The sequence below is a fragment of the Nocardia ninae NBRC 108245 genome (assembly GCF_007990755.1).
Taxonomy (GTDB): Bacteria; Actinomycetota; Actinomycetes; order Mycobacteriales; family Mycobacteriaceae; genus Nocardia; species Nocardia ninae.
The window spans coordinates 52,627-75,685 of record NZ_BJXA01000044.1 but is presented as its reverse complement, the minus strand read 5'-3'; the positions used below and the strand labels follow the sequence as shown (position 1 = coordinate 75,685).

Sequence of the window (23,059 nt, the reverse complement as noted above, 5' to 3'; positions counted from 1 at the left end):
GGCGCTCGGCGCGCTCGCCGCGGCCTTCGCGCTGCGGGCCATCGGCGACGCGGGTAACGGTGTGCTGTCCTGGTTCTCGCCGGTCGGCTGGTGTATCCAGATGCGGGCCTTCGCGCAGGAACGCTGGTGGATCCTGATTCCACTGTTGGTGCTGGCCGCGCTCACGATTGCGGCGGCCTATGTGCTGCTGAGCCGGCGCGATACCGGTTCGGGCCTGCTCGCCGAGCGACCGGGCCCACCGGCTGCGGCGCCCGCGCTGTCCGGCCCCGCGGGGCTGGCCTGGCGGCTGCAACGCGGCTCGCTGCTGGCCTGGACCATCGGGTTCCTGTTGTACGGGCTGCTGATGGGCGGGGCGGTGCGCAGCGTCGGCAATATGGTCGACGGCAACTCGACGGTGCAGGACCTGGTCACCCGGATGGGTGGGTCGGACATGCTGCAGAACTCGTTCATCACCCTCGCACTCACCCTGCTCGCCGCGGGTGCGGCCGCCTATTCCGTCTCGGCGGTGCTGCGACTGCACGACGAGGAGTCCAGTCAGCGGGCCGAATCGACCCTGGCCGGAGCGGTGAGCCGGGAACGATACGCGCTGAGCCACATCGGTTTCGCGCTGCTGGGCCCCGCGTTGCTCTTGCTGGTGGCCGCGTTGGCGATCGGCGTGGTCTACGGCGCAACCGACGGTGATATGGCGGGCAAGCTGACCGACGCGGTAGGTGCCGCGGCCGTCCAGGTGCCCGCGGTGTGGGTGTTCACAGGTATCACGGTGGCGATCTACGGGATCGCTCCGCGCTTCACCCCGATTGCCTGGGGTGTGCTCAGCGTGCTGATCGTGCTCTTCTTCATCGGCTCGCTGGACGGGCTGCCGCAGTGGCTGGTCGATCTCGTGCCGTTCGTTCATCCGCCGAAGCTGCCCGGTGCGGAGTTCCAGGCCGCCCCGGTGCTGTGGCTGCTCGGCATCGCCGCGGCGTTGCTCGCGGTCGGCATCGTCGCCTTCCGCAGGCGCGATCTGCGCTGATGCCACGGCGTCCGGCCCGTGCACTCGACAGGGTGCGCGGGCCGGCGGCATCGCAACGAGCGTTATCGACAGATCGTGCGCACCGGAACCCGCGTCGCCGGAGCGACCGTCCCGGACGAGATGACCGCGGTCGTCACGGCACGGCGTACCGCGGTCTGGGTGTCCGGGTCCGTCAGCCGATGCCGAGTTTCCCGGCGAGCCGGCCCAGATAGGCGAGCACCTCATCCGCCGAACGATCCGGCACCCCGAAAACAACCTCGGTGACGCCGAATTCGGCCCACTGCGCCAGCTGCGCCGGGTCCGGCCGACCGGCCAGCGCGATGACCTCCGGCGTATCCGCCCGGTCGTGTTCGCGCCAGATCCGGTGCAGCAGGGCAATCTTGGTGTCCACCCCGTCTTCGGTGGGGGTGGTGATCCACCCGTCCGCGTGCTTGGCCAGCCAGGTGAACGACTTCTCGGTGCCCGCGGCGCCGAGATGCACCGGTATCCGCTTCTGCACCGGCTTCGGCCAGGACCAGCTCGCGCCGAAGTTCACGAAATCGCCTGCGAAGCTGGCCTCTTCCTCGGTCCAGATGGTGCGCATGGCGTCCAAGTGCTCGCGCAGTACCGTCCTGCGCTTGCCCGGCGGAACGCCGTGGTGGGCGAGTTCGTCGGTGTTCCAACCGAATCCGACGCCGAGGCTGACCCGGCCGCCGGACAGGTGGTCCAGCGAGGCGATGGTCTTGGCCAGCGTGATCGGGTGGTGCTCGGCGGGCAGCGCCACCGCCGTGGACAAGCCGATCCGGCTGGTCACGGCGGCTGCGGTAGCCAGCGCCACCCAAGGGTCGAGGGTGCGTAGATACCGGTCGTCCGGCAGGCTCGCATCGCCCGTTTGCGGATGCGCGGCGGCCCGCACCACCGGGATGTGCGTGTGCTCCGGCACGTAGAAGGTGTCGAAACCGGAATCCTCGGCGGCGGCCGCCGCTGCCGAGGGCGTAATGCCTCGATCGCTGGTGAACAACACAATTCCGTACCGCACCGCACACGCTCCCATCGGCTGAACTAGAACAAGTTCTACCATCTTTCTCGATCGGCACCAAGGGTTTGCGCCAGCCCGCACAGCGCGAGCGCCATGGCGACGGCCGCCGCCGTGCCGCCGATGATGTCGGTCGGCAGGTGGTAATCGAGCCCGACCATCCCGACGGCCACCGCGAGTAGCGCCGGCACCGCCACCGCGAACGTGATGAGCCGGGCTCGGATCGAATCGATCAGCACGATGAACGTTGTCGCGATCGCGACCAGATGCACGGTGTGCCCGCTGGGATAGGCGAGGTAGTCGTGTAACTGCCGATCCCAGAGCGGTTTCCAGAGCCAGGTATTCAGGCCGAGCGCGAGTTCGGGCACCACCACCATGGTCGCGGCATGCCGCCATCGGCCGCGGTAGCCGAACCAGGCGGCGGCGAGCAGCAACAGTGGCACGAGAATGTAGGCGTTGCTGTGAATCACCAAGGCCTGGTAGAGGCCGGGCCGGGTGTCGAGCGCCGAATGGATCGGGGCGGCGAGATCGCGATCGAGCGACGTCGGGCCGCCGTCCGGCGGGAAGGTCGCGGGCAGGACGGCCGTGACGGCACCGCCCAGTGCGATGCCGCCGAGCCGGAGCGCGCCCCCGGTGCTGACGTCTTGCCGTAGTCCGAACACCGGTCGACCATAACTACCGACAGGTTCTTGCTACCCGACCGCGGGTTGGGGTGGAGTCACTGGTCGTTGGACCGAACTCGGCCGGCCGTCGAAACCGCCGCAGCCCCAGGTCAACTCGGAGATCTGTGGAAAACCTCGCGACGCTGCGAGGTCTTGGTATCGTCGTATTCGATCAGTGAACATTCCGGTTCGCCGATCGAAATCTCGGCTCGGTCGGCCTGGATGCACTGTGGCTCGGGCGTATTTCGCGCGGTCGTCCGTTCCGTGGCAGGTGACTGAGAGGTACCCATGGTGGGCGATGAGGTCCGGCCTACGCTGGACGGCACATATCGGCTTCCGACCATCATCGGGCGGGACGCTGAGCTCGCCGAGGTCGGTCGACTGCTCGTTGACCCCCGGGTCCGGCTGCTCACCCTCACCGGGACCGCCGGTGTGGGCAAATCCCGGCTGGCCCGAGAGTCGCTCTCGGACAGCGCTTTCCACGGCTGCCTCGACGCGATGGTCGATCTCGGCGAGTGTGCCGACCGCGCGAGCACGTGGAACGCGGTGCTGGCGAGGGCGAGTCGTCGCTCGCTGGCCTGCGCACCGCAAGACCTCGACCCGGATGCGGCGCTGGCCGTGCTGGCCTCCAGGATCGGCACCTGCCGGGCAATTCTGTTGCTGGACAACTGCGATCGGGTGGTCGAGCAGATCTCCACCGATGTGGCGCGGCTGCTGGAACACTGCCCGAACCTGGTCCTCGTGGCGACCAGTCGCGTCCCGTTCAACCTGTACCGCGAATGCGTGTTGTGTGTGCGCCCGTTGCGCACCGGCTGCGACACCGTCGACTACTACCCGGGCTCCGCGCCCGCCGCCCAGCTGTTGCTCGACAGCATCGACAGCCATTACCGGGGCACGGCCGCGGTGGCCGATCGGCTGGTGCTCGACGAGATCGTGCGCGAGCTCGACGGCGTGCCGCTGGCCATCGAACTCGCCGCAGGCTCGATCGCCCGGATCGGCCCGGTGCGCACCCTGCACCGCATCGAGGCGGGTGCGGACCTGCGGTCGCCGTCCTTCGTCGACGTGCCCGTGCGGCACCGGACCTTGCACGGCGCGGTCGAATGGGGCCTTGGCGGTGTCACCCCGGAGGTGCTCGACCTGTTGCTGCGCCTCTCGCTGTACCAGTCGGTGATCGATACCGACATGGCCTGCCTGGTGGCAGGCAAGCCGGAGGACGAGACCACCATCGCGATGGCGGAGCTGGTGCAGCGCAGCCTGCTGGACCATCTGTCCAGCGGGCCGCACGGGCACGGCTATCGGCTCTTCGCCACCGTGCGGGCCTACTGCCGCCAGGTGCTCGCCGCTGATCCGTTGCGCGCCACCGCGATCCGTGCGGACCATGTGGACCGGCTGTGCCGGCTCGCGGAGCTCATCGGACCCCGATTCGATCAGCACGAGCACCGGGCGGACGCGTTGGACGCCGCGGGCAAGCAGATCGTGGACTTTCTCTCGGCGGTGCACTATCTGATCGACACCGGGCGTCCGGAACGCGCCGTGCACCTGGCGGCGCAGCTGGAATCGGCGTGGATCCAGCATGGCTATCAGTCCGAGCTGGAGTCGGTCCTGGCCAAAGCGCTGGAGATGAGCGGCCGCACCGCGCTGGATCCCGGTGTGACCGTGCCGCTGTGCCTCGAGGTGCTCGGCACCTGGGCCGGCCGATCCAGGCGGTTACGGCGGGCGGTCGAGCTGCTGACGAGTTCGGCCGCCGCATACCGCCGTTTCGGCAAGCACGTCGACGCGGCCCGGGTCACCGTGGTGTTGATCGCGGTGCTGATCGGGCTCGGGGAGCGGGCGGCCGCCAAAGCGCAAGTGGCCGTGGCGTCGCAGTATGCCGACGAACTCGAGGGCCCGTGGCCGTCCCGGCTCAGGGGCTCCGCCATGCTGCTGCGTATTCCGTACCCGCCCACCCGCGACACCGAGGTCTTGGCCAGGCTGTGCGGCTGGGCCCGCGGCCTGGACAGCACGGCACGGCTGATCGGACTGAACACGCTGGCGCGCACGCAGATCGGCCCGCTGACCGCGGATCGGGCCCAGTCGCTCTATCGCGAGAATTTAGCCGACGACGATCTGGAAACGCATGCGCTGCAGGCGATCGTCGCGCTGGAGGGCTGCGCCATGGCCTATGACGCGGCCGGTGTCGAGTACGCCGAGCCCACGGTGACGTTGATGCTCGCGGCCAGGCAGTTGCGGGCCACGCACGGCATACCGCAGCTGGGCGCGGGCGATCCGGCGCCCAGTGCAGTCGACCATCGAAACGCGTTGGGCGAGAGTCGGTTCCGGGAGATCATGCGCAAGGCGGGGGAGATGAGTCTGGCGGACGCGGTGGCCTATGCCTGTGCAGGCCCCACGCTGCCCGATCCGGACGGATCACCGCTGGCCGCGCTGACCAATCGGCAGCGCGAGATCGCCAGGCTGGTCGCCACCGGCCTGACCAACCGGATGATCGCCACTCAGCTGGGGATCTCGGAGTGGACCGTCGTCAATCACGTGCGCCAGGTGATGATCAAGCTGGACTGTCCGTCACGGCTGCACGTCGCGCTGGTGGTGGAACGGGATTCGCAGCCCGCCACCGAGGGAGCGGGCCGCGGCGAACCCGTGGTCGACGAGCATACCGGTGCGCTTCCGCGAATGACGGTGGCGCGCAAGACATAGCGAGCGTCGGGCGCCGTACTGCCCCGAGCCGGCTTACGGCCCGTAGGTCAGCACCACGCTGATCACGAACCACAGCACCCACGCGAAGGCGATCACCATGCCCACCGCCAGCGTGATTCGCATGAAAGCCCGGCCGAAATCCATGTCGCGAGTCTCGCGCGGATACAGCTTCCACGGGCTGTACCACGGCGCCGCGACCGCGTACACCGGCTTCTGGGCCTCCCGCTCGGCCTGCGCCAGCTCCTCCGCATAGGCCTCGGCCTGCGCCTGATTCGGCCCGCCGTGCCACAGCGTGATGTCGATCGGGCCGAGGAAGCCCTCGTTCAACAGCTCCTGCGGGGCGGGCAGGTAGGGCAGGATGCCGAGGCCGCGGAAGGCGATGGCGACATCGTTGGCCGTCCACAGGTGCTTCTCCTGCTCCGCGAGCGAGTCGAAGTAGTGCCGCAGCCTGCCGGGATCGTCGCCGAGGATCACGTCGAAGCTCGGATCGCTCCAGGCCTGCTTGATCTGCAGCTCGGCCCCGCGCAGCGGCACCACCAGCGCGAGACCGTGCACCGCGCGCTGACCGAGGCCGCGGTCGGCCAGCCAGCTCTGTAATGCGAAGGTGTGCTCCCGCGACTTCTCCAGCGGCGTGCGCCGGTCCCGGCCCTCCATGGCGGCCGGGTCGCCGTTGATCGTCCACTGACCGTTGAGCGGGATCTCCAGCACGCCGTCCTGCCGGGCCACCAGCGCCTCGGCCTCGATCACCACGCAGCTGGTCGGCGTCCACACCACCGCGTCGAACTGGTGCAGCCGATCCCGGTGGAACAGACTGCAGTTGATGGTGGCGACACCGTGCGGACTGTCCGGGTCCTTCCAGGTGCGCAACCAATCGATCAGCGCCCGCTCGGCATTGGTGCCCGCCGCGTTCTGCACTCGCACCAGCATTGACGACCGCCCTTCACGTCGACACTCGACAGTGCACAGGATACGAGGTGCGCGGGCGAGTTCGCCGCCGTCATGGCGACAGTCGGCGTGTTGGTGCCGCACTCACTGCGGCAGTTCGGCCGCGAACTTGCCCGCCTTTACCGCCTCGACCAGTGCGGCATGATCGGATTCGGTGCGGTCGGCGTAGCGGACCGCGAAATTCGCCACCGCGTTCTCGAACCGCTCGTCGTCGCCGAGGTAGCCCGCCAGCAGCCGCGGATCGAGCGAGCGCGCATGCGCGCGGGCCAGCAGCGCGCCGGCCAGCCTGCCGTAGTCGTCGAGGTCCGACGCGGACAGCCCGGCCGGGTCGATGCTGCCCTTGAGATTGCGGAATTGGCGGACGATGAACGGGATTTCGGTGCCCTCGCCGGTCGGGTCGACACTGGTCCAGCCGAGCAGGATGTCGGTCTCGGACTGAACCAGCCTGGCGCCCTGCACGATTCGCTTGCCCTCGTGTTTCGGCCGGGGCGCGGGCAGGAACGGGGCGAGCGAGGACGGTTTGGCCTGCTTGATCTGCAGCACCAGGTCTTCGCCCGCGTTGCCGTGCAGCAGCGCGACATAGGTGTGCAGGCCGACGCTGCCGGTGCCGACGATGCGGAAGGCGATGTCGGACACCGCGAATCGGGCGAGCAGGTTGCGCCGGGACTCGCGCAGCGTGTCGGCGTAGCGCTCCAGGCCGTCGGTGACCGCGGCCGCGAGCCGATCGTCTACCGCGGTGAGAACCGGTGGGTCGCTGATGAATCGGTGCTTCGTGATGCCGGTCCGGTGATCATCGAGGCGTTCGGTCCACTTGGCCACCACCTTCGCACTGGTGTTCTTGCGCGCCTTCTTCGCGGCCTTCTTGAAGTCGTCGATCAGGTCGTGCGCGGCGGCTTGATCCAGCACCGATTCGTCGGGCAGCGCGCTCCACGACTCCAGGAACGGCTGCTCGGCCAGCTGGGCCGCCACGAGGCGGTAGGCGCGGGCCGCGTCATGGGCGGCCGTGCGGCAGTCGTCTTCGCCCGCACCGCTTTCCCGGCCCGCCAACACCAGACTGGCCGCGAGGCGCTCCAGATCCCACTCCCACGGGCCGACGATGGTTTCGTCGAAATCATTGATGTCCATGATGATTTCGCCGCGCGGCGTGCCGTACAGGCCGAAATTCGCCGCATGCGCGTCGCCGCACAGCTGAGCGGTGAGCCCGGTGTCCGGTCCGTCCGCGAGATCGGCGGCCATCAGCCCGGCCGCGCCGCGGTAGAAGGTGAACGGGGAGGCCATCATCCGGCCGATCCGCAGCGGCACCAGGTGGGTGAGGCGGCCCGCATTGCTCGCGGCGATGAACTCCAGCACATCGGGCCGCCGAGCGCCCTCGGCGGCCCGATCCCTGGCATCGACGGGCACGCGTTCGCGCACGGCCTCGCCGCGGGCACGCACCTCCGCCGCGGGAACGTAGGAGCGTAGATCGATACGACTGTCTGACACGCTGCTGACGCTAGCGGTTGCCGGAGCCGGTGCGGGTGTCGGTTTCACCACGTTCGGGCGGCTATAACCCCAGCTGTCGGCTGTGACACCACCGGTCTCAGGTGGCGGGCACTGTCCTATCTACCGGAGTGATCGGCAGCCGCAACGCGCCGGGGGCGGACTCGGGCACCACGGGCCGCTGCGGCGTCACCGGGGCGATCCGCTGGTATGCCGCCCCGAGCTCCGGACGGGGGTCGGCCTCGTTCTTGTTGGGCCAGAACGCCATCGCCCGCTCCGCCTGCGCGGTGATGGTGAGCGACGGGTTGACGCCCAGGTTGGCGGTCACCGCGGAGCCGTCCGCGACATGCAGGCCGGGGTGGCCGTACACCCGCTGATACGGGTCGACGACACCGGTTTCCGGGGTGTCGCCGATGACGCAGCCGCCGATGTAGTGCGCGGTCGCCGGGATGTTGAACACGTCCATCACCAGCCCGTGCGTGTCACCGTGCACCTTCTCGCCGAAGCGGCGGCCGATGTCGTGCGCCATCGGGATCCAGGTCGGGTTGGGCTCGCCGGTGCCCTGTTTCGTCTTGAGCAGCCCGCGCCTGCGGAAGGAGGTCAGCGAGTTGTCCAGCGACTGCATGACCAGCAGGATCACCGACTTCTCCGAGGCGCGCCTGGCATTGAGACTGCGCAGGAACACCAGCGGATGCACCAGGATGGCGAGCAGGAAGCGCAGGAACCGGAATGCGCCACCGTCCACGATCGGCACCGACATCGGGAACAGCGCGTTCTGGCCCTTGCCGTAGTGGCACACCTCGATGTGGGTGTCCTCGGCCGGATGGATCGACGAGGTGATCGCGATGCCCTCGGCGAAGTCGTGGCGCGAGCGGCTCACCACATTGAGGATCGCCTCGGAGTTGCTGCGGGTCAGCTCGCCCAGGCGGGGCGAGAGATGGGGCAGCACCGCCTCGTCGCGCATCTTGTGCAGCAGCTTCTGCGTGCCGAGCGCGGCGCCGGCGAAGACCACCTGCTCGGCGGTGAAGGTCTTGCGCTCCTTGCGCACCCAGCGGTCCGAGCGCTCGGTCTGCACGGCGTATCCACCCTCGGGCAGCGGCCGGACCTCGGTGGCGGTGGTCAGCGGATGCACCTCGGCACCCGCCTGTTCGGCCAGGTAGAGGTAGTTCGTGGTCGTGGTGTTCTTGGCGTTGTGCGGGCAGCCGGTGAAACACTGCGCGCAGTGCACGCAGCCCCGCCTGCGGGGGCCGACGCCACCGAAATAGGGGTCGTCGACCTCGGTGCCCGGGTCGCTCTCGTTGAAGAACACGCCCACATTGGTCGGGTGGAAGGTCTCGGGGACGCCGAGGTCCTCGGCGATCTCGCGGATCACCTCGTCGGCCGGGGTCAGCCGGGGATTCGGCGCCACGCCGAGCATTCGCTGGGCCTGGTCGTAATACGGCGCGAGTTCGGCCCGCCAGTCGGTGATGTGGGCCCACTGCTTGTCGGTATAGAAGTTCGACAGCGGTTCGTACAGGGTGTTGCCGTAGATGAGGGAGCCGCCGCCGACGCCCGCGCCGGAGAACACCGCGCACTTGCCGAGCACGCTGATCCGCTGCGGGCCGGTCAAGCCCAGTCGCGGTGCCCAAATCGATTTGCGCACATTCCAATTCGACTTCGGGATGTCCTCGGCGGGCCAGCGTCTGCCCGCCTCGAGCACGCCGACCCGATACCCCTTCTCGGTCAGCCGGAGCGCGCTCACGCTGCCGCCGAATCCGGAGCCGATCACCACCACGTCGTAGTCGAATGCGGGCATGACTTCCTCTCGTTCACCGGCCCATCGGGCCGGTCACTCACCGTACCGGCAGATGAGACGATTTCATACTCATTCTGTCACCGCGCGGGCTGTGGCGGAAACCATCGTTACCCGGCGATATCGCGGAAACCGGCGTGCCCGGATGGCGTCGAACGGGTCCGGTGCGGTAAGCACGGGGCGTGACAACCGAATCGGGCACCACGGAACCGGGGGAGCGCGCCGACACCGACGGCGCGGCAGGCGGTGTGTTCGACGACCGCATCCTCACCGTCCCGAATGTCCTGAGTGTCGTGCGGCTGCTGGGTGTTCCGCTGTTCCTGTGGCTGCTGCTGGTCGAGCACGCCGACGGCTGGGCGTTCGTCCTGCTGATCGCCAGCGGGGTGACCGACTTCCTGGACGGCAAGCTGGCCAGACTGCTCGATCAGTCTTCGCGCCTCGGCGCTCTGCTCGACCCGTTCGTGGACCGTTTGTACCTGGTGACGACCCTGGCGGCGTTCGTGATCCGCGGGTTGATCCCCTGGTGGGTGGCGGTCATCCTGGTCGGCCGCGATCTGGTGCTCACCCTGACGCTCTCGGTCTACAAACGCCGCGATCTCCCCCCGCCCGATGTCATCTATCTCGGCAAGGCGGCCACCTTCGCGTTGATGTCGGCGTTGCCCTGGCTGCTGGCCGGGGAGATGGATTGGGCGCTGGACGGTTTCGGACGCGCCTTCGGTGGGGCATTACTGGTCTGGGGCACGGCGGTGTATGTATGGACCGGCTTGCTCTACACCGGTAAGGCGATCGCCGTCGCCCGCGCGATACCGGCTGTGCCACACCGCTCGACCTGACCGACGGCGTCGAGTCGAACATTGTCTCGACCCTCGCATAGAGTTGCGCCCACACGATCACAACGGAAAGGACGGACGGCCTGTGACCCAGACCCCCGAAGATCTGCGCTACACCGAGGAGCACGAGTGGGTGCAGCGGATCAGCCCGACCCGGGTTCGGGTAGGCATCACCGACTATGCACAGTCTCAACTCGGTGACGTTGTGTTCGTGCAGCTGCCCGAAACCGACAAGGACGTCGTCGTCGCGGACAGCATCGCCGAGGTCGAGTCGACCAAGAGCGTGTCCGACATCTACGCCCCGATCGCCGCGAAAGTCGTTGCGGTGAACGAGGATCTGGTGCAGCAGCCGGAAACGCTGAACACCGATCCGTACGGCGACGGATGGTTGTTCGAACTCGAGGTCGCGGACGCCGCGAGCCTCGACACCACCCTCGGTGAACTGCTGGATGCGGCAGGTTATCAAGGAGTTATCGGGGGCTGAATCAGCCTTCCCGGTTCTACCTGCACGGGCACGCCCTGGCAGGGTACGGTCAATGCCAACAGATGCGCCGACAGTCATTGTCGGGAATCTAGGGACTCGACGGCAGGTCGTGGTGCCACAGGTATCACCTGCTTGCATGGATAATCAGGTTCGAGGAGGAGAGAAACGGTGAGCGAGAACAAAGACCCGGGTTACGGGGAGACCGCGGCCGAGACGACGTCGGTCTTCCGCGCGGATTTCCTGAACGAGGTCGACGCGTCGCGCTCCGGAGAGCCGACCGGTGAACAGCCGGTCCAAGGGGTCGAGGGTCTGCCCGTTGGTGCGGCCCTCCTGGTCGTCAAGCGCGGCCCGAACGCGGGCTCGCGGTTCCTGCTGGATCAGCCGACGACGTCGGCGGGCCGCCACCCCGACAGTGACATCTTTCTCGACGACGTCACCGTCAGCCGTCGGCATGCCGAGTTCCGCCAGGACGACGATTCGTTCCAGGTTGTCGACGTGGGCAGCCTGAACGGCACCTATGTGAATCGGGAGCCGGTGGACTCCTCGGAACTCCAGAACGGCGACGAGGTACAGATCGGCAAGTTCCGTCTCGTGTTCCTCACCGGACCGCGGGCTCAGGTGAACGAGCCGTCTGCGGGTGCAGGCAGCCTATGAGCACGCGACGCTGGGTTCTTTCGAGACGTGAAGGGCTCGGGGTCATGAAGGAACTCGGTGTCGTGACGGATTCGGCGCAGTGACGGGCGCGGCGCAGTGGGCCCGCGGAGGCATGTCGATCGGCTCCGTGCTCGACCTGCTGCGCCCGGATTTTCCGGACGTCACCATCTCCAAGATCCGCTTCCTGGAAGCGGAAGGCCTGATCCGTCCGGAGCGCACGCCCTCGGGCTACCGCCGATTCTCGGTGGCCGATTGTGAACGGCTTCGGTTCGTGCTGACCGCGCAACGCGATCAGTACCTGCCGCTGAAGGTGATCAAGGAACAACTCGAAGCGATCGACAGCGGTGCGGCGACGCTCGGCGTGCGGGAAGCCCGCGCCCGGGCGCACTCCGGCCGTGCGGGTGCGTCGGAGTCGGCACCGTCCGGCTCCGAGCACCCGGCCACCACCGGCGGGAATCGGAACGGTGCCGCGGCGCCGAGGAGGCTCGGCGTGGTGCCCAGCGAGATTTCCCCCGATGATCTGCGTTTCGATCACGAAATACGGCTCACCCGCGCGGATCTGCTCGCCCAGGCCGAGATCGACGAGACCTTCCTCAACGATCTGGTCCGCGCGAACCTCATCACGCCCGGCCCCGCCGGATTCTTCGACGGCGACGACGTGACGCTCGCCAGGACCGCCAAGGCGATGGCCGAATTCGGTTTGGAGGCACGGCATTTGCGTGCGTTCAAGCTGGCCGCCGATCGCGAGGCCGCGCTGGTCGCACAGATCGCCGCCCCCATCGCGAAGAGCCGGGACGCCGGTGCCCGCGCCCGTGCCGAGGAAACAGTGCGCGAACTCGCGGCGCTGTCGCTGACGTTGCACACCTGTCTGGTGAAGTCGTCGGTGCGGACGTCGCTGGGCGGCTGAACATCCCGTTCGGCCACCGACGCGCGATCCGCGTCATGTTTCGGTCATCCAACACGCCGATTTCGGCTGTGCACACCGATCACTGCACCCGCGCGGGTTCGCCTAGACTCGTTGGTACGGCGAGCTGGGCGGTGGTCGTGCCGGGCGGCCGGCGAGTATTGGGAGGCAGTGCGATGAGTGAGCGTAGCGAACGAATCATGTCACAGCGTGTGTCGCGCGTGCCGGGGCGAAATTTCGTGAGCGAGGTGCAGGCATGAGTGAGCGCAGCGAACGAGTCATGTCACAGCGTGCTTCGCTCATGCCGGAGCCGAGCGTCAGCGAGGTGCAGGCATGAGTGAGATGCGTGTAATCGGCATTCGTGTCGAGCAGCCACAGAACCAACCCGTGCTGTTGCTCCGTGAGGTGTCGGGGGATCGGTACCTACCGATTTGGATCGGGCAGGCCGAGGCGACCGCGATCGTGCTGGAGCAGGAGGGGGTGACCCCGATCCGCCCGCTGACCCACGATCTGATCAAGATCCTGATCACCGAGCTCGGGCACACCCTCAAAGAGGTGCGCATCGTCGATCTGCAGGAAGGCACCTTCTACGCGGACCTGGTCTTCGAGAACGATCTGCACATCTCGGCCAGGCCGTCGGATTCGGTAGCGATCGCCTTGCGGGTCGGTTGCCCGATCTACGCCGAGGAGCCGGTGCTCGAGGAAGCCGGGCTGGTCATGCCGGACGAGCGCGAGGACGAGGTGGAGAAGTTCAAGGAATTTCTCGAATCCGTCTCACCGGACGACTTCAAGGCCACCGACAGCTGACCGGCCCATCCGCCGCCCCGGTGCCGCCACGCCGACGACGCGCGGAGCTGAACCAGAGGTCGAGACTTTAACCGCGCGTCGCGTTTGGCTCGACGATGGTGCTCCCTGGACAATCAAGGGGAGTAATCTCGATAGTTGGGCCACGTCCGTTTTGGCCAGGTCGTCAGTACAAGCAGTGGTCGAAACGGAGCCGGGTCATCGATGAGGCTAGCCGTCGGCGAAGCAAGGGAGTGGTCAGTGGCAGAGCAATCGCAGGATGTGGTACAGCCAGGCCTGTTCCCGGACGACTCGGTTCCCGACGATCTGGTCGGCTACCGGGTACCCAGTGCATGCCAGGTAGCCGGGATCACCTACCGGCAGCTCGACTACTGGGCGCGCACCGGATTGGTCGTGCCCTCCATCCGCAGCGCCGCAGGTTCGGGGAGCCAGCGCCTGTACTCGTTCAAGGACATCCTCGTCCTCAAGATCGTGAAGCGGCTGCTCGACGCGGGCATCTCGCTACAAAACATTCGGATCGCGGTCGACCACCTACGCAGCAGGGGAGTGCAGGACCTTGCGGGCATCACCTTGTTCTCCGACGGTACCTCGGTGTACGAGTGCACCTCGGCCGAGGAGGTAGTTGATTTACTGCAGGGCGGGCAAGGCGTCTTCGGCATCGCCATCAGCGGAGCCATGCATGAACTCACCGGCGCCATCGCCAACTTCCCCGCGGAACGCGCGTCCGCGGTGACGGAGCGGCCGGAGGACGAGCTGTCCTACCGGCGCAAGGCGCGGATGAGCCGCAAGACCGGTTAAGAGTAGCCAACCGAAACAACACCCCGCCTCCCCGACGTGTCGAGGGTAGCGGGGTGTTGTGCTGTGTGGCACTTGATTTTTGGTGCAGCGGGCGGGGACCCCGGCAGGGGCTTATGGAGTTCCAAAAAACATGTTGTTAAGTAGATATGCGCATCTAACTATGTTCCTACTCGAACGGCCCTGACCTGCACGTGACGAGCGCGACACCGCCGGGACGGGACCAGTGCCACGTTCCGGCGTGTCATCGGCTTAAACTGGTGGCGCGCCAACGCCGTGCGGGAGAGTCCCGGGTTCGTCAGAGTCCGGGCGCCGAAGGAGCAGCACCTCCCCGTCAATCTCTCAGGCAACAGGGACCGTGCGGGCTTGGGCGCCTCTGGAAAGCGGTGGCTTCGGGCTGCCCGCCGATGGGGAAAGGGGCTCGGCCTAGGCCGCGGCGTCCGAATCTCTCAGGCAACAAAACAGAGGGGGAGGGCTGGTACCCGTCGACCGCCGTCGACCCGCCCGACCCAATGGGAGCTGCCGTGACTCGCTCATTCGCCGATCGCCACATCGGACCCGACCGGGGCGAACTCGCCCGGATCCTGGACGTCGTGGGCGTCGGCTCGCTCGACGAGCTCGCCACGAAGGCCTTGCCCGCCACCATCCTGGACGGCTCCGGCCTGACCGGATTGCCCCCCGCGGCAACCGAACACGAGGTGCTCACCGAACTCGCCGGGCTCGCCCACTCGAACACCGTGGCCACCTCGATGATCGGGCTCGGCTACTACGACACGCTGACCCCGCCGGTGCTGGTACGCAATCTGCTGGAGAACCCGGCCTGGTACACCGCCTACACGCCGTACCAGCCGGAGATCAGCCAGGGCAGGCTCGAGGCGCTGCTCAACTTCCAGACGATGGTGTCGGAACTGACCGGCATGGACGTGGCCAACGCGTCCATGCTCGACGAGGCCACCGCGGCCGCCGAGGCGATGACGCTGCTGCACCGGGCCAGCAGGTCCAAGTCGATGCGCCTGGTGATCGACACCGATCTGTTCCCGCAGACCAAAACCGTGCTCACCACCCGGGCCCAGCCACTGGGTATCGAGCTCGTTCCGGCGGACCTGGCGGGCGGCGAACTGCCCGAGGGTGAGTTCTTCGGCCTGCTCGTGCAGGCTCCCGGCGCGTCGGGCCGTGTAGTGGACTGGACGTCGCTGATCAGCGCGGCGCACGAGCGCGGCGCACTGGTCGCGGTCGGCGCGGACCTGCTGGCGATGACGTTGATCGCCTCGCCCGGCGACCAGGGCGCGGACGTCTGCTTCGGCACCACCCAGCGTTTCGGCGTGCCGCTCGGCTTCGGTGGACCGCACGCGGGGTATCTGGCGGTGCGCACGGCGTATGCCAGGCAGCTGCCGGGTCGACTGGTCGGCGTCTCGGTGGACGCCGACGGTGACGTGGCCTACCGGTTGGCGTTGCAGACCCGGGAACAGCACATCCGGCGCGAGAAGGCCACCTCCAACATCTGCACCGCGCAGGTGCTGCTGGCCATCGTCGCGGCGATGTACGCGAGCTACCACGGTGCCGACGGGCTGCGCGAGATCGCCCGCCGGGTGCACCGGCACGCGGCCACCATCGCCGCGGGGCTCGACGGTGCGGTCGTGCACGACACCTTCTTCGACACCGTGCTCGCGCACGTGCCCGGTGGTGCGGAAGCCGTTGTGGCGAAGGCGAAGTCGCGCGGGATCAACCTGCGCCTGGTCGACGCCGATCATGTCGGCATCGCCTGCGACGAGGCGACCACCGAGGCGCATGTCGCGGCCGTGCTCGAATCCTTCGGCACCACACTGTCGGCCGAGCAGAGCGAGCCGGCCCCGGTCGCCGCGATCGAGAACCGCACCTCCGGGTTCCTCGACCACCCGGCCTTCACCAAGTACCACACCGAAACCGCCATGCTGCGCTACCTGCGGTCGCTGTCGGACAAGGACATTGCCTTGGACCGCAGCATGATTCCGCTCGGCTCCTGCACCATGAAGCTCAACGCGACCGCCGAGATGGAGGCCATCACCTGGCCCGGCTTCGCCCGCGTGCACCCGTACGCGCCGGTCGAGGACGCCCCCGGCCTGCTGCAGGTGATCACCGATCTGGAGCAGTGGCTGTGCGCCATCACCGGCTACGACTCGGTGAGCTTGCAGCCCAACGCGGGCAGCCAGGGCGAGTACGCGGGCCTGCTGGCGATCCGGCGTTACCACCTGGATCGTGGTGACACACACCGGGATACCTGCCTGATCCCGTCCAGCGCGCACGGCACCAACGCGGCCTCGGCGGCAATGGCCGGGCTGCGCGTCGAGGTGGTCAAGTGCCGCGAGAACGGCGATATCGACCTGGACGACCTGCGGGCCAAGATCGCCGACCACGCCGCCCGGCTGGCCTGCATCATGATCACCTACCCGTCCACGCACGGCGTCTACGAGCACGAGGTCGCCGAGCTGTGCGAGCTGGTGCACGACGCGGGCGGTCAGGTGTACGTCGACGGCGCGAACCTGAATGCTCTTGTCGGGCTCGCCCGTCCGGGCAAGTTCGGCGGCGACGTGAGCCACCTGAACCTGCACAAGACGTTCTGCATCCCGCACGGCGGCGGCGGTCCGGGCGTCGGCCCGGTGGCGGTCCGCTCGCACCTCGCGCAGTACCTGCCGGGCGATCCGCTGGTGACCGACTCGCACGCGGTGTCGGCCGCGAACTACGGCTCCGCCTCGATCCTGCCGATCACCTGGGCCTACATCCGGATGATGGGCGCGGACGGGCTGCGCAGCGCCACCTTGACGGCGATCGCGTCGGCCAACTACATCGCGCGCAGGCTGGACGAGTACTTCCCGGTGCTCTACACCGGCGAGCACGGCATGGTCGCGCACGAGTGCATTCTGGATCTGCGGGAGATCACCAAGCAGACCGGTGTCACCGTCGACGATGTGGCGAAGCGTCTGGCGGACTACGGATTCCACGCGCCGACCATGAGTTTCCCGGTGGCGGGCACGTTGATGGTGGAGCCCACCGAGAGCGAGAACCTCGCCGAGCTGGACGATTTCATCGAGGCGATGATCGCGATCCGCAAGGAGATCGATCAGGTGGCGGCCGGGGTGTGGCCGGTTACCGACAACCCGCTGCGTGGTGCGCCGCATACCGCGGCCAGCCTGGTCGGGGAGTGGGAGCACCCGTACAGCCGCGAAACCGCTGTTTACCCACGGGGTCTCGGGCATTCGCGGGCGAAGGTGTGGCCGCCGGTGCGCCGGATCGACGGGGCCTATGGCGACCGTAACCTGGTGTGCTCGTGCCCGCCGCTCGAGGCGTACGCCGAGTGACAGGGACCGATTAGGGTCGGACGTTTTCGCCGACTGACCTAGCGAAGGCGCCCTCCAGCTGCAACCAGCTGGAGGGCGCATTCGTCTGGGCTTGACTCGAGGTGCCATTGCCTGGACGGCGAGTTGATCTCCCGCAGGAGCCATCGCCTGCGGAAGCCGTTGCGGGAGAAGTCGCTACGGCGTGGTGAGCGATTGCACGACGGCGGACGCGAATTTGAGATCGTCCGAGGTGGCCACGCGGGTGTAGGTGCCGCCGGACTGCTCGGAGATGCTCTTCAGCGTCTGCGTGCCTTGCCCGCCGATCACGATGATGTCGACGCGAACCGGATGGGCCTTGTCGATCGCGGCGGCCATGTCGCCGGCGAGTTTCGCGCCGGTGACCGTCGAGTCGTCCTCGGGCCCGTCGGTGATGAGCAGCACCGAATTGGTGCGGCCCGCGGTGTACTCCTTGATCGCGTTCTTGTACGCGGCGATCAGCGTCGGGTAGGCCTGATCGGCGCGAACATCGCTGGCGCGCACGGCATTCAAGGCGGTGCTGAGCTTGGTGCGCTGCTCGTTGGTGAGGGGAGCGGTCGCGGCCTGCACCTTGTACGGCGTGTTGCCGTCGAGGTTTTTGCCGAACGTCCAGACGCCGAGGCCGAAGTCGGGCGGCATCACGGTCATCGTGGAGTTCAGGGCGGCAAGGACATTCGCGAGCCGGGTCATCGAACCGTCGGTGGTCGTCATGGACGCCGAGACGTCCACCAGGACAGTGGATTGCACGCCGAGCACCGGATTGGCCATGGTGTCGCGCACTTTGTCGAGCGCGGCGCGTGCCGGCACCGGAGTGGTCGCCGGCGCGGTGGTGAACCCTGCGGCGGTGAACGTTCGGGCTTGCTCGGGGGCGCGCAGGAAGTCGGCGAAGAGGCCGCCGATGAGGTTCTGCGTCTTGTCCACCCAAGGGCCGGACATCAGCGCGGCGGGGTGGTCGGCGACCGGTGCGGCGCCGGTCGGCTGGTAGACGGTAAGTCCCGGTTGGGTTTTCGCCTGCTGTTCGGTGGTGGCGACGGCGTGCACGGTGGCGGTCTGCGGCGCGGTCGCGATGATGCCGAATGCCGCCGCGGTGTCCGGCGTCTCGGGTGCACCGGCGGCGAGTCCGGAGACGGCGGACACGGCCTGACCGGACTGCGCGGCCTGCTCGGTCAGCGGCTCGGCGCCGGAGATGGCGGACCCGACGGCGACGGCCGCGGCCAGCGAGGCATCGCCGGGCGGCAACGCCATGCGTAGGCCACCCCAGCCGGACAGGCCGACGTCGTTGAGCGAACCCTGTTGCAGGCGTGGCAGATCCGCCCAGGTGGTCTTGGCTTGGTCGAGCGCGCCACGCAATTCGTCGGGCACCGCGAGCACGATCGGGCTCACCGCGATCGGCGCGGGCGTGCCTTCGATCAGCCCGGGCACCCGCATGGCCTCGATCGAGCGCGACGAGTCGGGGATCCACAGCACCGGTTGCGGGCCGAGCGACTGGTCCCACGGCTTACCGCTGGTGAAGGCGGCGACGACGGCGGCCGAGGGCTGCGCGGTCACCGCGACCTGGGCGCAGTGGTCGCGCACCCGAGGTTTGGTCGCGTTGTAGTGGTCCGCGGCGGCGCGGACCAGCGTGGCGATGTCCGGATCGGCCGTCACATACAGCGTCGAGGGGCCGGACACGCACTCCGCCGCCGCGGCGCTGTCCTCGTCGGCTGCCCGGTCCCGTAATTGGAACCACGCGAAGACCCCGGCGACCAGCAGCACGATGGCGACCACTGCGATAACCGGACCTTTGCTGATGCCTCGGGATCTGGCTCCGCTGCGATGAGTGCCCACGCTGCACAGTGTATGTTCACCTGCGGTTTGCGGCCTCGCCGAGATCGGCGAGCCGCCGCGAAACGCCCGCCGCCGTGCCATGGCGGCACGGCGGCGGTGCTCAGGGGCGAATCAGCTGCCCGCGGTCGAACTCGTGACCACCCCAAACCCCGGACTGTCCGGTGCGGGCGGCGAATTCGGCACAGGCTGCGCGAATGGGGCAGCCCGCGCAGACGCTGCGGGCGTAGTCGAAGTCCTGCGACGGGTACGGGAACCACGCCTCGTGATGCGGATCACCACGGCAGGCCGCCCGATGCCACTCTCGGGAGTCCGAGAGCGGGAGCAGCTCGGCCAGGGTCAGCTCCACGACCGCGGCGGTCTGGTTGCGAACGGTCATCGCGATTACTCCTTTCTCGGTGGGTCAGGTGGCGGCGAGCTGCTTCCAGATCTGCCGCTGTTGCTTGAGGTGGTGGTTGGGTGCCTTGGGTTGCCACAGCAGCCGCATGCCGGCTTCCTCGGGAGTGCGGTCGGCCTTGGTCGTGTTGCAGGGCCCGCAGCAGGCGACGAGGTTGCTCCAGGTGTTCGGTCCGCCCCGGCTGCGCGGCCGGATGTGGTCGACGGTGCGGGCCCAGGCGGCGCAGTAGCCGCACCGGTTCCGGTCGCGGCGCAGGACGCCGGCCAGCGTGGCCCTGCTCTCGTCGTGTACCCGCGCGCTGTGCTCGATGTACACGTAGCGCAGCAGCCGAATGGTCTCCGGCAGCAGCACCTCGAAGTGCTTCGACCGGACCGGGAAGTGCGGCGCCCGGTCGGCGATCGACTCCGCGGCGCCCGCCAGCAGCAGCACGACGGCCCGGTCGGCGCTGACCATGTCGAGCGCCTCGTAGGAGGCGTTCAGCACCAGCACCCCGGTGCGTATCCAGTTGTCGGGGGTGAGCGCCGCAGGTTCGGCGGCATGGCGAAAGGGCATGGGAATCACCATGTTTCGGGAGAGATCGAGCGGGCGGGCGAGGAGGGCGGTCAGCTATCGGCCGGGAGGTGGCCGTCTTCATGTCCGCAGCTCAGCTGTCGGTCGAATGCGGGTTTGCCGGTCGACAATCGTTGCACCGCAGCGTCATTCGCCTTGATCGGAATCATCGCCACCTCCTCCTCTCCATACGCTCGTGGATCACCGCTACCTGGTGATCATCGTCGAATCCCATGGTGACATAACGGACCTACCGCTGTCGGGTCATTTATTTCCGGACCGGCTCAGCGGGTCAGGCGCTCTGGAGCTGGGCGGCACCGAAGGAGACACGGAATCGCTCGCACCAGATCGAGACACTGGTCAGCGCCGACAGGTCGGTGTCGGCGGCGATGGGATAGTTCTGGCTGCCCTTGTTGCCTTTGAGACTGCCGAGATCGGTGTGGCTGCCGTCGTCGAAGACGAACCAGCCCGCCTTACCCTCGAGCACCTCGGCGTCGGTGAGCCAGACATGCAGGTCGGGGCCATCGGAGGTGTCGAGGTCCTCGAGCCGCAGCACCCGGGTGCCGTCGGGCAGTTGCACGATCAGCACGGTGCCGGAGGTCTGGTGCTCGTGCGAGATGAGACTGCCGCGCGCGAGCGTGCGCGGCTGGGCGGGCTCGCCGGGCGCCGCCGGAGCGGTGACCGAGGGCGCGGCCTCGTTGACGGTGGTGTTGGTGAACAGTCGCCACGGCTGGGTCAGTGCCAGCCCCACGCCGAGCCCGATCACCAGCACCACGGCCAGCGTCCAGGTGATCGGGGACCGCGCGATCTTGCGGACGGACACCATGGTTTCCTCCTCCGGGACGGCCGTTGTGTCTCATTCAACACCGCTGCGGGGGATATTGCCCCCACCTGGTCATGGGGGCAGACAGCCGCGTTGTTAACCGATCGGCGAGTGTCCGAGCAGGACTCGCCCGGTGAACCGGGTCTGCTTGGCCCTCGGCAGCGGATGGAACAGACAGCCGTGCACATCCCGGTACCGCATCTCGAGCTCGCAGGCGCGCGAATAGCCGAGCCCGCCAACGGTTTCGATGGCGAGGCGGACGGTGGCGATGAGCGCGTCCGCGGCCGCTGTCTTGCGGCTCAGGGTGCGGCTGGCGTAGCTGTCGGTGTTGTCGAAGTGCAGGTTGTCCGAGCCGGCGAACATGGCCTCGATCAGGTCGGCGGCGGTGGTGTGCGCGTTGGCCATCTCGCCGGCGAGTTGGAAAGTGGGTGCGTCGGCCCGGTCGGCCACCAGCGCGGTGGCGAGGTCGACCGCCGCGTCGGCGATGCCGAGGTAGGCAGCCATCACCAGCGGCATCGCCGCGCCCATCACGACGTTCAACAGCGGTGGCCAGGCGTCGGCGCGGCGCAGCAGGGACACGGCGGCCTCGGGCACGAAGACGTCATCGAGAATCACCGTGTGCGAGCCGCTGGCCCGCAATCCGAGTGTGTCCCAGGTCTTTTCGATACGAACACCGGGTGCGCCGACCGGGATGGCACAGTGCAGCACCTGCGCGCCGTCGGGCGCGTCGTCCCAGCGAATACTGGTGACCAGCAGGGTGCCCGCCTCGACGCCGCTGGCCGGTGCCTTGCGGGCGTGCACCCGGTAGCCGCCCTCGACCTGCTCGGCGCGGCCGCTGGAACCGACCCAATCCGCGGCGCCGGTGCTGATCAGGATCGCGCCGTCGACCACCTTGCCGAACAGTGGTGCGGCGTCGATGCCGTGGTTGTGCCGCCAGACCTGCGCGGCAACGAGGTGCGTATGCATCGCGAACGCGACCGCGGTGGACGGGTCGTGGCGGCCGAGTTCGCGCAGGATCGCGCCCATCTCGCGGTGCGTGGCGCCGCCGCCACCGAATTCGGCGGGCACCAGCGCGGCCGACAGTCCGGTGATGCGCAGCATCTCGAACGCGGTGGGGGAGAACTCGCCTGTGCGGTCGCGGACAGCCACTTCGGGGCGCAGGGCTTCGCCAGCCTGCCGCGCGAGCGCGACCCAGTCGGTGGTGAGGTGAGCGGATGTTGTCGTCATGTTTCGAAGGTAGGAACGGCCGCGATAACCGAATAGTCCAGAAAGTGGACTCTTCCGGTCCAAGAAATGGACCCCTGATCGCGAGGTGACCATGACGACACCCGGCTACGGCCAGTACTGTCCGATCTCCCGGGCGCTCGACGTCCTCGGTGAGCGCTGGTCGCTGCTGATCCTGCGTGATCTGCTGCTCGGCACGGCGCGCTACAACGATCTCGCCCGTGGCCTGCCGGGACTGTCGCGCAGTCTGCTGGCCAAGCGGCTGCGTCAGTTCGAGCGGGCCGGATTGGTCGAGAAGGTCGGCTCGGCGTATCTGCTCACCGCGGCGGGCCGGGAACTGGAGCCGATCCTGTTCGGTCTCGGCGAGTGGGGCGCGCGGTGGGCCTTCGGTGATCCGCAGCAGGCCGAGCTGGATCCGGCGGTGCTGGTGTGGTGGATGCACACGCGCCTGGACACCTCGTCGTTTCCCGGTAAGCGACACGTCCTCGCCGTCCGCTTCACCGATGTGCCGCACCGATTCTGGATCGTTGTGGAGTCCGGGGTGCCGTCGGTGTGCGCGGCCGATCCCGGTTATCCGGTCGACGTCACCATCATCTCCGACGTCGGCTCGTTGTATCTGGTGTGGCTCGGCAGATTGCCGGTGATACAGGCGATTCGGACCGGGCGGCTGTCCTTCGCCGGACCGTCCGCGCTGACCCGCCGGATGCCGTCGGTGCTCCGGTTGAGCCCGATGGCGCCGTACACCGGTTCGGTGCCCGTCGACTTTGCTTCGCGCGCTTCGTGAGCGGGTCGGTCCGGACCTCGAACCGGCTGGTCGAGGTCCGG

Annotated in this window: 20 protein-coding genes and 1 riboswitch; of the genes, 10 read left to right on the top strand and 10 right to left on the bottom strand. The window is 68.1% G+C overall.

The features are described 5' to 3' along the window. On the top strand, positions 1-1,012 hold a 1,012-nt coding region (locus NN4_RS27305), incomplete at its 5' end, for an ABC transporter permease (RefSeq protein WP_371865703.1). A gap of 172 nt (positions 1,013-1,184) precedes the next feature. Here the strand turns inward: NN4_RS27305 and NN4_RS27300 are convergent. Together NN4_RS27300 and NN4_RS27295 are read right to left on the bottom strand one after the other, a co-directional pair. Continuing rightward, positions 1,185-2,030, bottom strand: a complete 846-nt coding sequence (locus tag NN4_RS27300) for a TIGR03619 family F420-dependent LLM class oxidoreductase (protein WP_147137290.1) — start codon at positions 2,028-2,030, stop codon at positions 1,185-1,187. A 35-nt stretch (positions 2,031-2,065) separates the two neighbouring features. Beyond that, positions 2,066-2,689, bottom strand: coding sequence for a phosphatase PAP2 family protein (locus NN4_RS27295; protein ID WP_246181111.1), 624 nt, complete (start codon positions 2,687-2,689; stop codon positions 2,066-2,068). 291 nt (positions 2,690-2,980) lie between these two features. Between NN4_RS27295 and NN4_RS27290 the strand changes: the two genes are divergently transcribed. Beyond that, positions 2,981-5,380 (top strand): ATP-binding protein, encoded by a 2,400-nt coding sequence (locus NN4_RS27290; RefSeq protein WP_186818662.1) that lies wholly within the window; start codon positions 2,981-2,983, stop codon positions 5,378-5,380. 33 nt (positions 5,381-5,413) lie between these two features. Here NN4_RS27290 and NN4_RS27285 read toward each other — a convergent pair whose 3' ends face one another. The 3 genes from NN4_RS27285 to NN4_RS27275 all read right to left on the bottom strand — a co-directional run bounded on the left by NN4_RS27285 (position 5,414) and on the right by NN4_RS27275 (position 9,599). Further along, complete coding sequence (locus NN4_RS27285; RefSeq protein WP_147137286.1) at positions 5,414-6,307, bottom strand: nuclease-related domain-containing protein; 894 nt, start codon at positions 6,305-6,307, stop codon at positions 5,414-5,416. Between the two features lie 102 nt (positions 6,308-6,409). After that, positions 6,410-7,807 carry a DUF2252 domain-containing protein gene (locus NN4_RS27280; RefSeq protein WP_147137284.1) on the bottom strand — a complete coding sequence of 466 codons (1,398 nt, stop codon included), beginning with the start codon at positions 7,805-7,807 and terminating at the stop codon, positions 6,410-6,412. Between the two features lie 97 nt (positions 7,808-7,904). Next, positions 7,905-9,599, bottom strand: coding sequence for a GMC oxidoreductase (locus NN4_RS27275; protein WP_147137282.1), 1,695 nt, complete (start codon positions 9,597-9,599; stop codon positions 7,905-7,907). A 245-nt stretch (positions 9,600-9,844) separates the two neighbouring features. Between NN4_RS27275 and NN4_RS27270 the strand changes: the two genes are divergently transcribed. The 7 genes from NN4_RS27270 to gcvP all read left to right on the top strand — a co-directional run bounded on the left by NN4_RS27270 (position 9,845) and on the right by gcvP (position 17,402). Further along, positions 9,845-10,429, top strand: coding sequence for a CDP-alcohol phosphatidyltransferase family protein (locus NN4_RS27270; protein WP_135238101.1), 585 nt, complete (start codon positions 9,845-9,847; stop codon positions 10,427-10,429). 82 nt (positions 10,430-10,511) lie between these two features. After that, positions 10,512-10,910, top strand: a complete 399-nt coding sequence (gcvH, locus tag NN4_RS27265; RefSeq protein WP_107656385.1) for a glycine cleavage system protein GcvH — start codon at positions 10,512-10,514, stop codon at positions 10,908-10,910. Positions 10,911-11,078: 168 nt separating this feature from the next. Continuing rightward, on the top strand, positions 11,079-11,564 hold the full coding sequence (gene odhI, locus NN4_RS27260) for an oxoglutarate dehydrogenase inhibitor Odhl (RefSeq protein ID WP_040734653.1): 486 nt from the start codon (positions 11,079-11,081) through the stop codon (positions 11,562-11,564). A gap of 112 nt (positions 11,565-11,676) precedes the next feature. Next, positions 11,677-12,471, top strand: coding sequence for a transcriptional regulator FtsR (gene ftsR / locus NN4_RS27255; protein ID WP_147137280.1), 795 nt, complete (start codon positions 11,677-11,679; stop codon positions 12,469-12,471). A 330-nt stretch (positions 12,472-12,801) separates the two neighbouring features. Then, positions 12,802-13,275 carry a bifunctional nuclease family protein gene (locus NN4_RS27250; RefSeq protein WP_069160942.1) on the top strand — a complete coding sequence of 158 codons (474 nt, stop codon included), beginning with the start codon at positions 12,802-12,804 and terminating at the stop codon, positions 13,273-13,275. Between the two features lie 201 nt (positions 13,276-13,476). Further along, on the top strand, positions 13,477-14,070 hold the full coding sequence (locus NN4_RS27245; protein ID WP_107656386.1) for a MerR family transcriptional regulator: 594 nt from the start codon (positions 13,477-13,479) through the stop codon (positions 14,068-14,070). 266 nt (positions 14,071-14,336) lie between these two features. Next, positions 14,337-14,436: riboswitch (glycine riboswitch) on the top strand. 143 nt (positions 14,437-14,579) lie between these two features. Then, positions 14,580-17,402: an aminomethyl-transferring glycine dehydrogenase gene (gene gcvP, locus NN4_RS27240; protein ID WP_147137278.1), complete on the top strand. Its 2,823-nt coding sequence runs from the start codon at positions 14,580-14,582 to the stop codon at positions 17,400-17,402. Positions 17,403-17,576: 174 nt separating this feature from the next. On the opposite strand, the gene NN4_RS27235 is transcribed toward gcvP, so the two are convergent. The 5 genes from NN4_RS27235 to NN4_RS27215 all read right to left on the bottom strand — a co-directional run bounded on the left by NN4_RS27235 (position 17,577) and on the right by NN4_RS27215 (position 22,237). Next, on the bottom strand, positions 17,577-19,244 hold the full coding sequence (locus NN4_RS27235; RefSeq protein ID WP_186818661.1) for a VWA domain-containing protein: 1,668 nt from the start codon (positions 19,242-19,244) through the stop codon (positions 17,577-17,579). A 100-nt stretch (positions 19,245-19,344) separates the two neighbouring features. Continuing rightward, positions 19,345-19,620 carry a WhiB family transcriptional regulator gene (locus tag NN4_RS27230; protein WP_147137274.1) on the bottom strand — a complete coding sequence of 92 codons (276 nt, stop codon included), beginning with the start codon at positions 19,618-19,620 and terminating at the stop codon, positions 19,345-19,347. A gap of 24 nt (positions 19,621-19,644) precedes the next feature. Next, positions 19,645-20,190: an HNH endonuclease gene (locus NN4_RS27225; RefSeq protein WP_147137272.1), complete on the bottom strand. Its 546-nt coding sequence runs from the start codon at positions 20,188-20,190 to the stop codon at positions 19,645-19,647. 289 nt (positions 20,191-20,479) lie between these two features. Next, positions 20,480-21,013, bottom strand: a complete 534-nt coding sequence (locus NN4_RS27220; protein ID WP_147137270.1) for a DM13 domain-containing protein — start codon at positions 21,011-21,013, stop codon at positions 20,480-20,482. 93 nt (positions 21,014-21,106) lie between these two features. Further along, the gene (locus NN4_RS27215) at positions 21,107-22,237 is read right to left on the bottom strand and encodes an acyl-CoA dehydrogenase family protein (RefSeq protein WP_147137268.1); all 1,131 of its coding nucleotides are present in this window, start codon (positions 22,235-22,237) and stop codon (positions 21,107-21,109) included. 91 nt (positions 22,238-22,328) lie between these two features. Here NN4_RS27215 and NN4_RS27210 point away from each other — a divergent pair, with 91 nt between their 5' ends. After that, positions 22,329-23,018: a winged helix-turn-helix transcriptional regulator gene (locus tag NN4_RS27210; protein WP_147137266.1), complete on the top strand. Its 690-nt coding sequence runs from the start codon at positions 22,329-22,331 to the stop codon at positions 23,016-23,018. Positions 23,019-23,059 lie beyond the last annotated feature (41 nt).

What these genes read in the sequence shown, in the direction of transcription:
- NN4_RS27285 (WP_147137286.1), bottom strand. Translation starts at nt 6,307, where the DNA reads ATGCTGGTGCGAGTGCAGAACGCGGCGGGCACCAATGCCGAGCGGGCG.
- NN4_RS27275 (WP_147137282.1), bottom strand. Translation starts at nt 9,599, where the DNA reads ATGCCCGCATTCGACTACGACGTGGTGGTGATCGGCTCCGGATTCGGC.
- ftsR (WP_147137280.1), top strand. Translation starts at nt 11,677, where the DNA reads ATGTCGATCGGCTCCGTGCTCGACCTGCTGCGCCCGGATTTTCCGGAC.
- NN4_RS27250 (WP_069160942.1), top strand. Translation starts at nt 12,802, where the DNA reads ATGAGTGAGATGCGTGTAATCGGCATTCGTGTCGAGCAGCCACAGAAC.
- NN4_RS27245 (WP_107656386.1), top strand. Translation starts at nt 13,477, where the DNA reads ATGAGGCTAGCCGTCGGCGAAGCAAGGGAGTGGTCAGTGGCAGAGCAA.
- gcvP (WP_147137278.1), top strand. Translation starts at nt 14,580, where the DNA reads ATGGGAGCTGCCGTGACTCGCTCATTCGCCGATCGCCACATCGGACCC.
- NN4_RS27230 (WP_147137274.1), bottom strand. Translation starts at nt 19,620, where the DNA reads ATGACCGTTCGCAACCAGACCGCCGCGGTCGTGGAGCTGACCCTGGCC.
- NN4_RS27225 (WP_147137272.1), bottom strand. Translation starts at nt 20,190, where the DNA reads ATGCCCTTTCGCCATGCCGCCGAACCTGCGGCGCTCACCCCCGACAAC.
- NN4_RS27220 (WP_147137270.1), bottom strand. Translation starts at nt 21,013, where the DNA reads ATGGTGTCCGTCCGCAAGATCGCGCGGTCCCCGATCACCTGGACGCTG.
- NN4_RS27215 (WP_147137268.1), bottom strand. Translation starts at nt 22,237, where the DNA reads ATGACGACAACATCCGCTCACCTCACCACCGACTGGGTCGCGCTCGCG.
- NN4_RS27210 (WP_147137266.1), top strand. Translation starts at nt 22,329, where the DNA reads ATGACGACACCCGGCTACGGCCAGTACTGTCCGATCTCCCGGGCGCTC.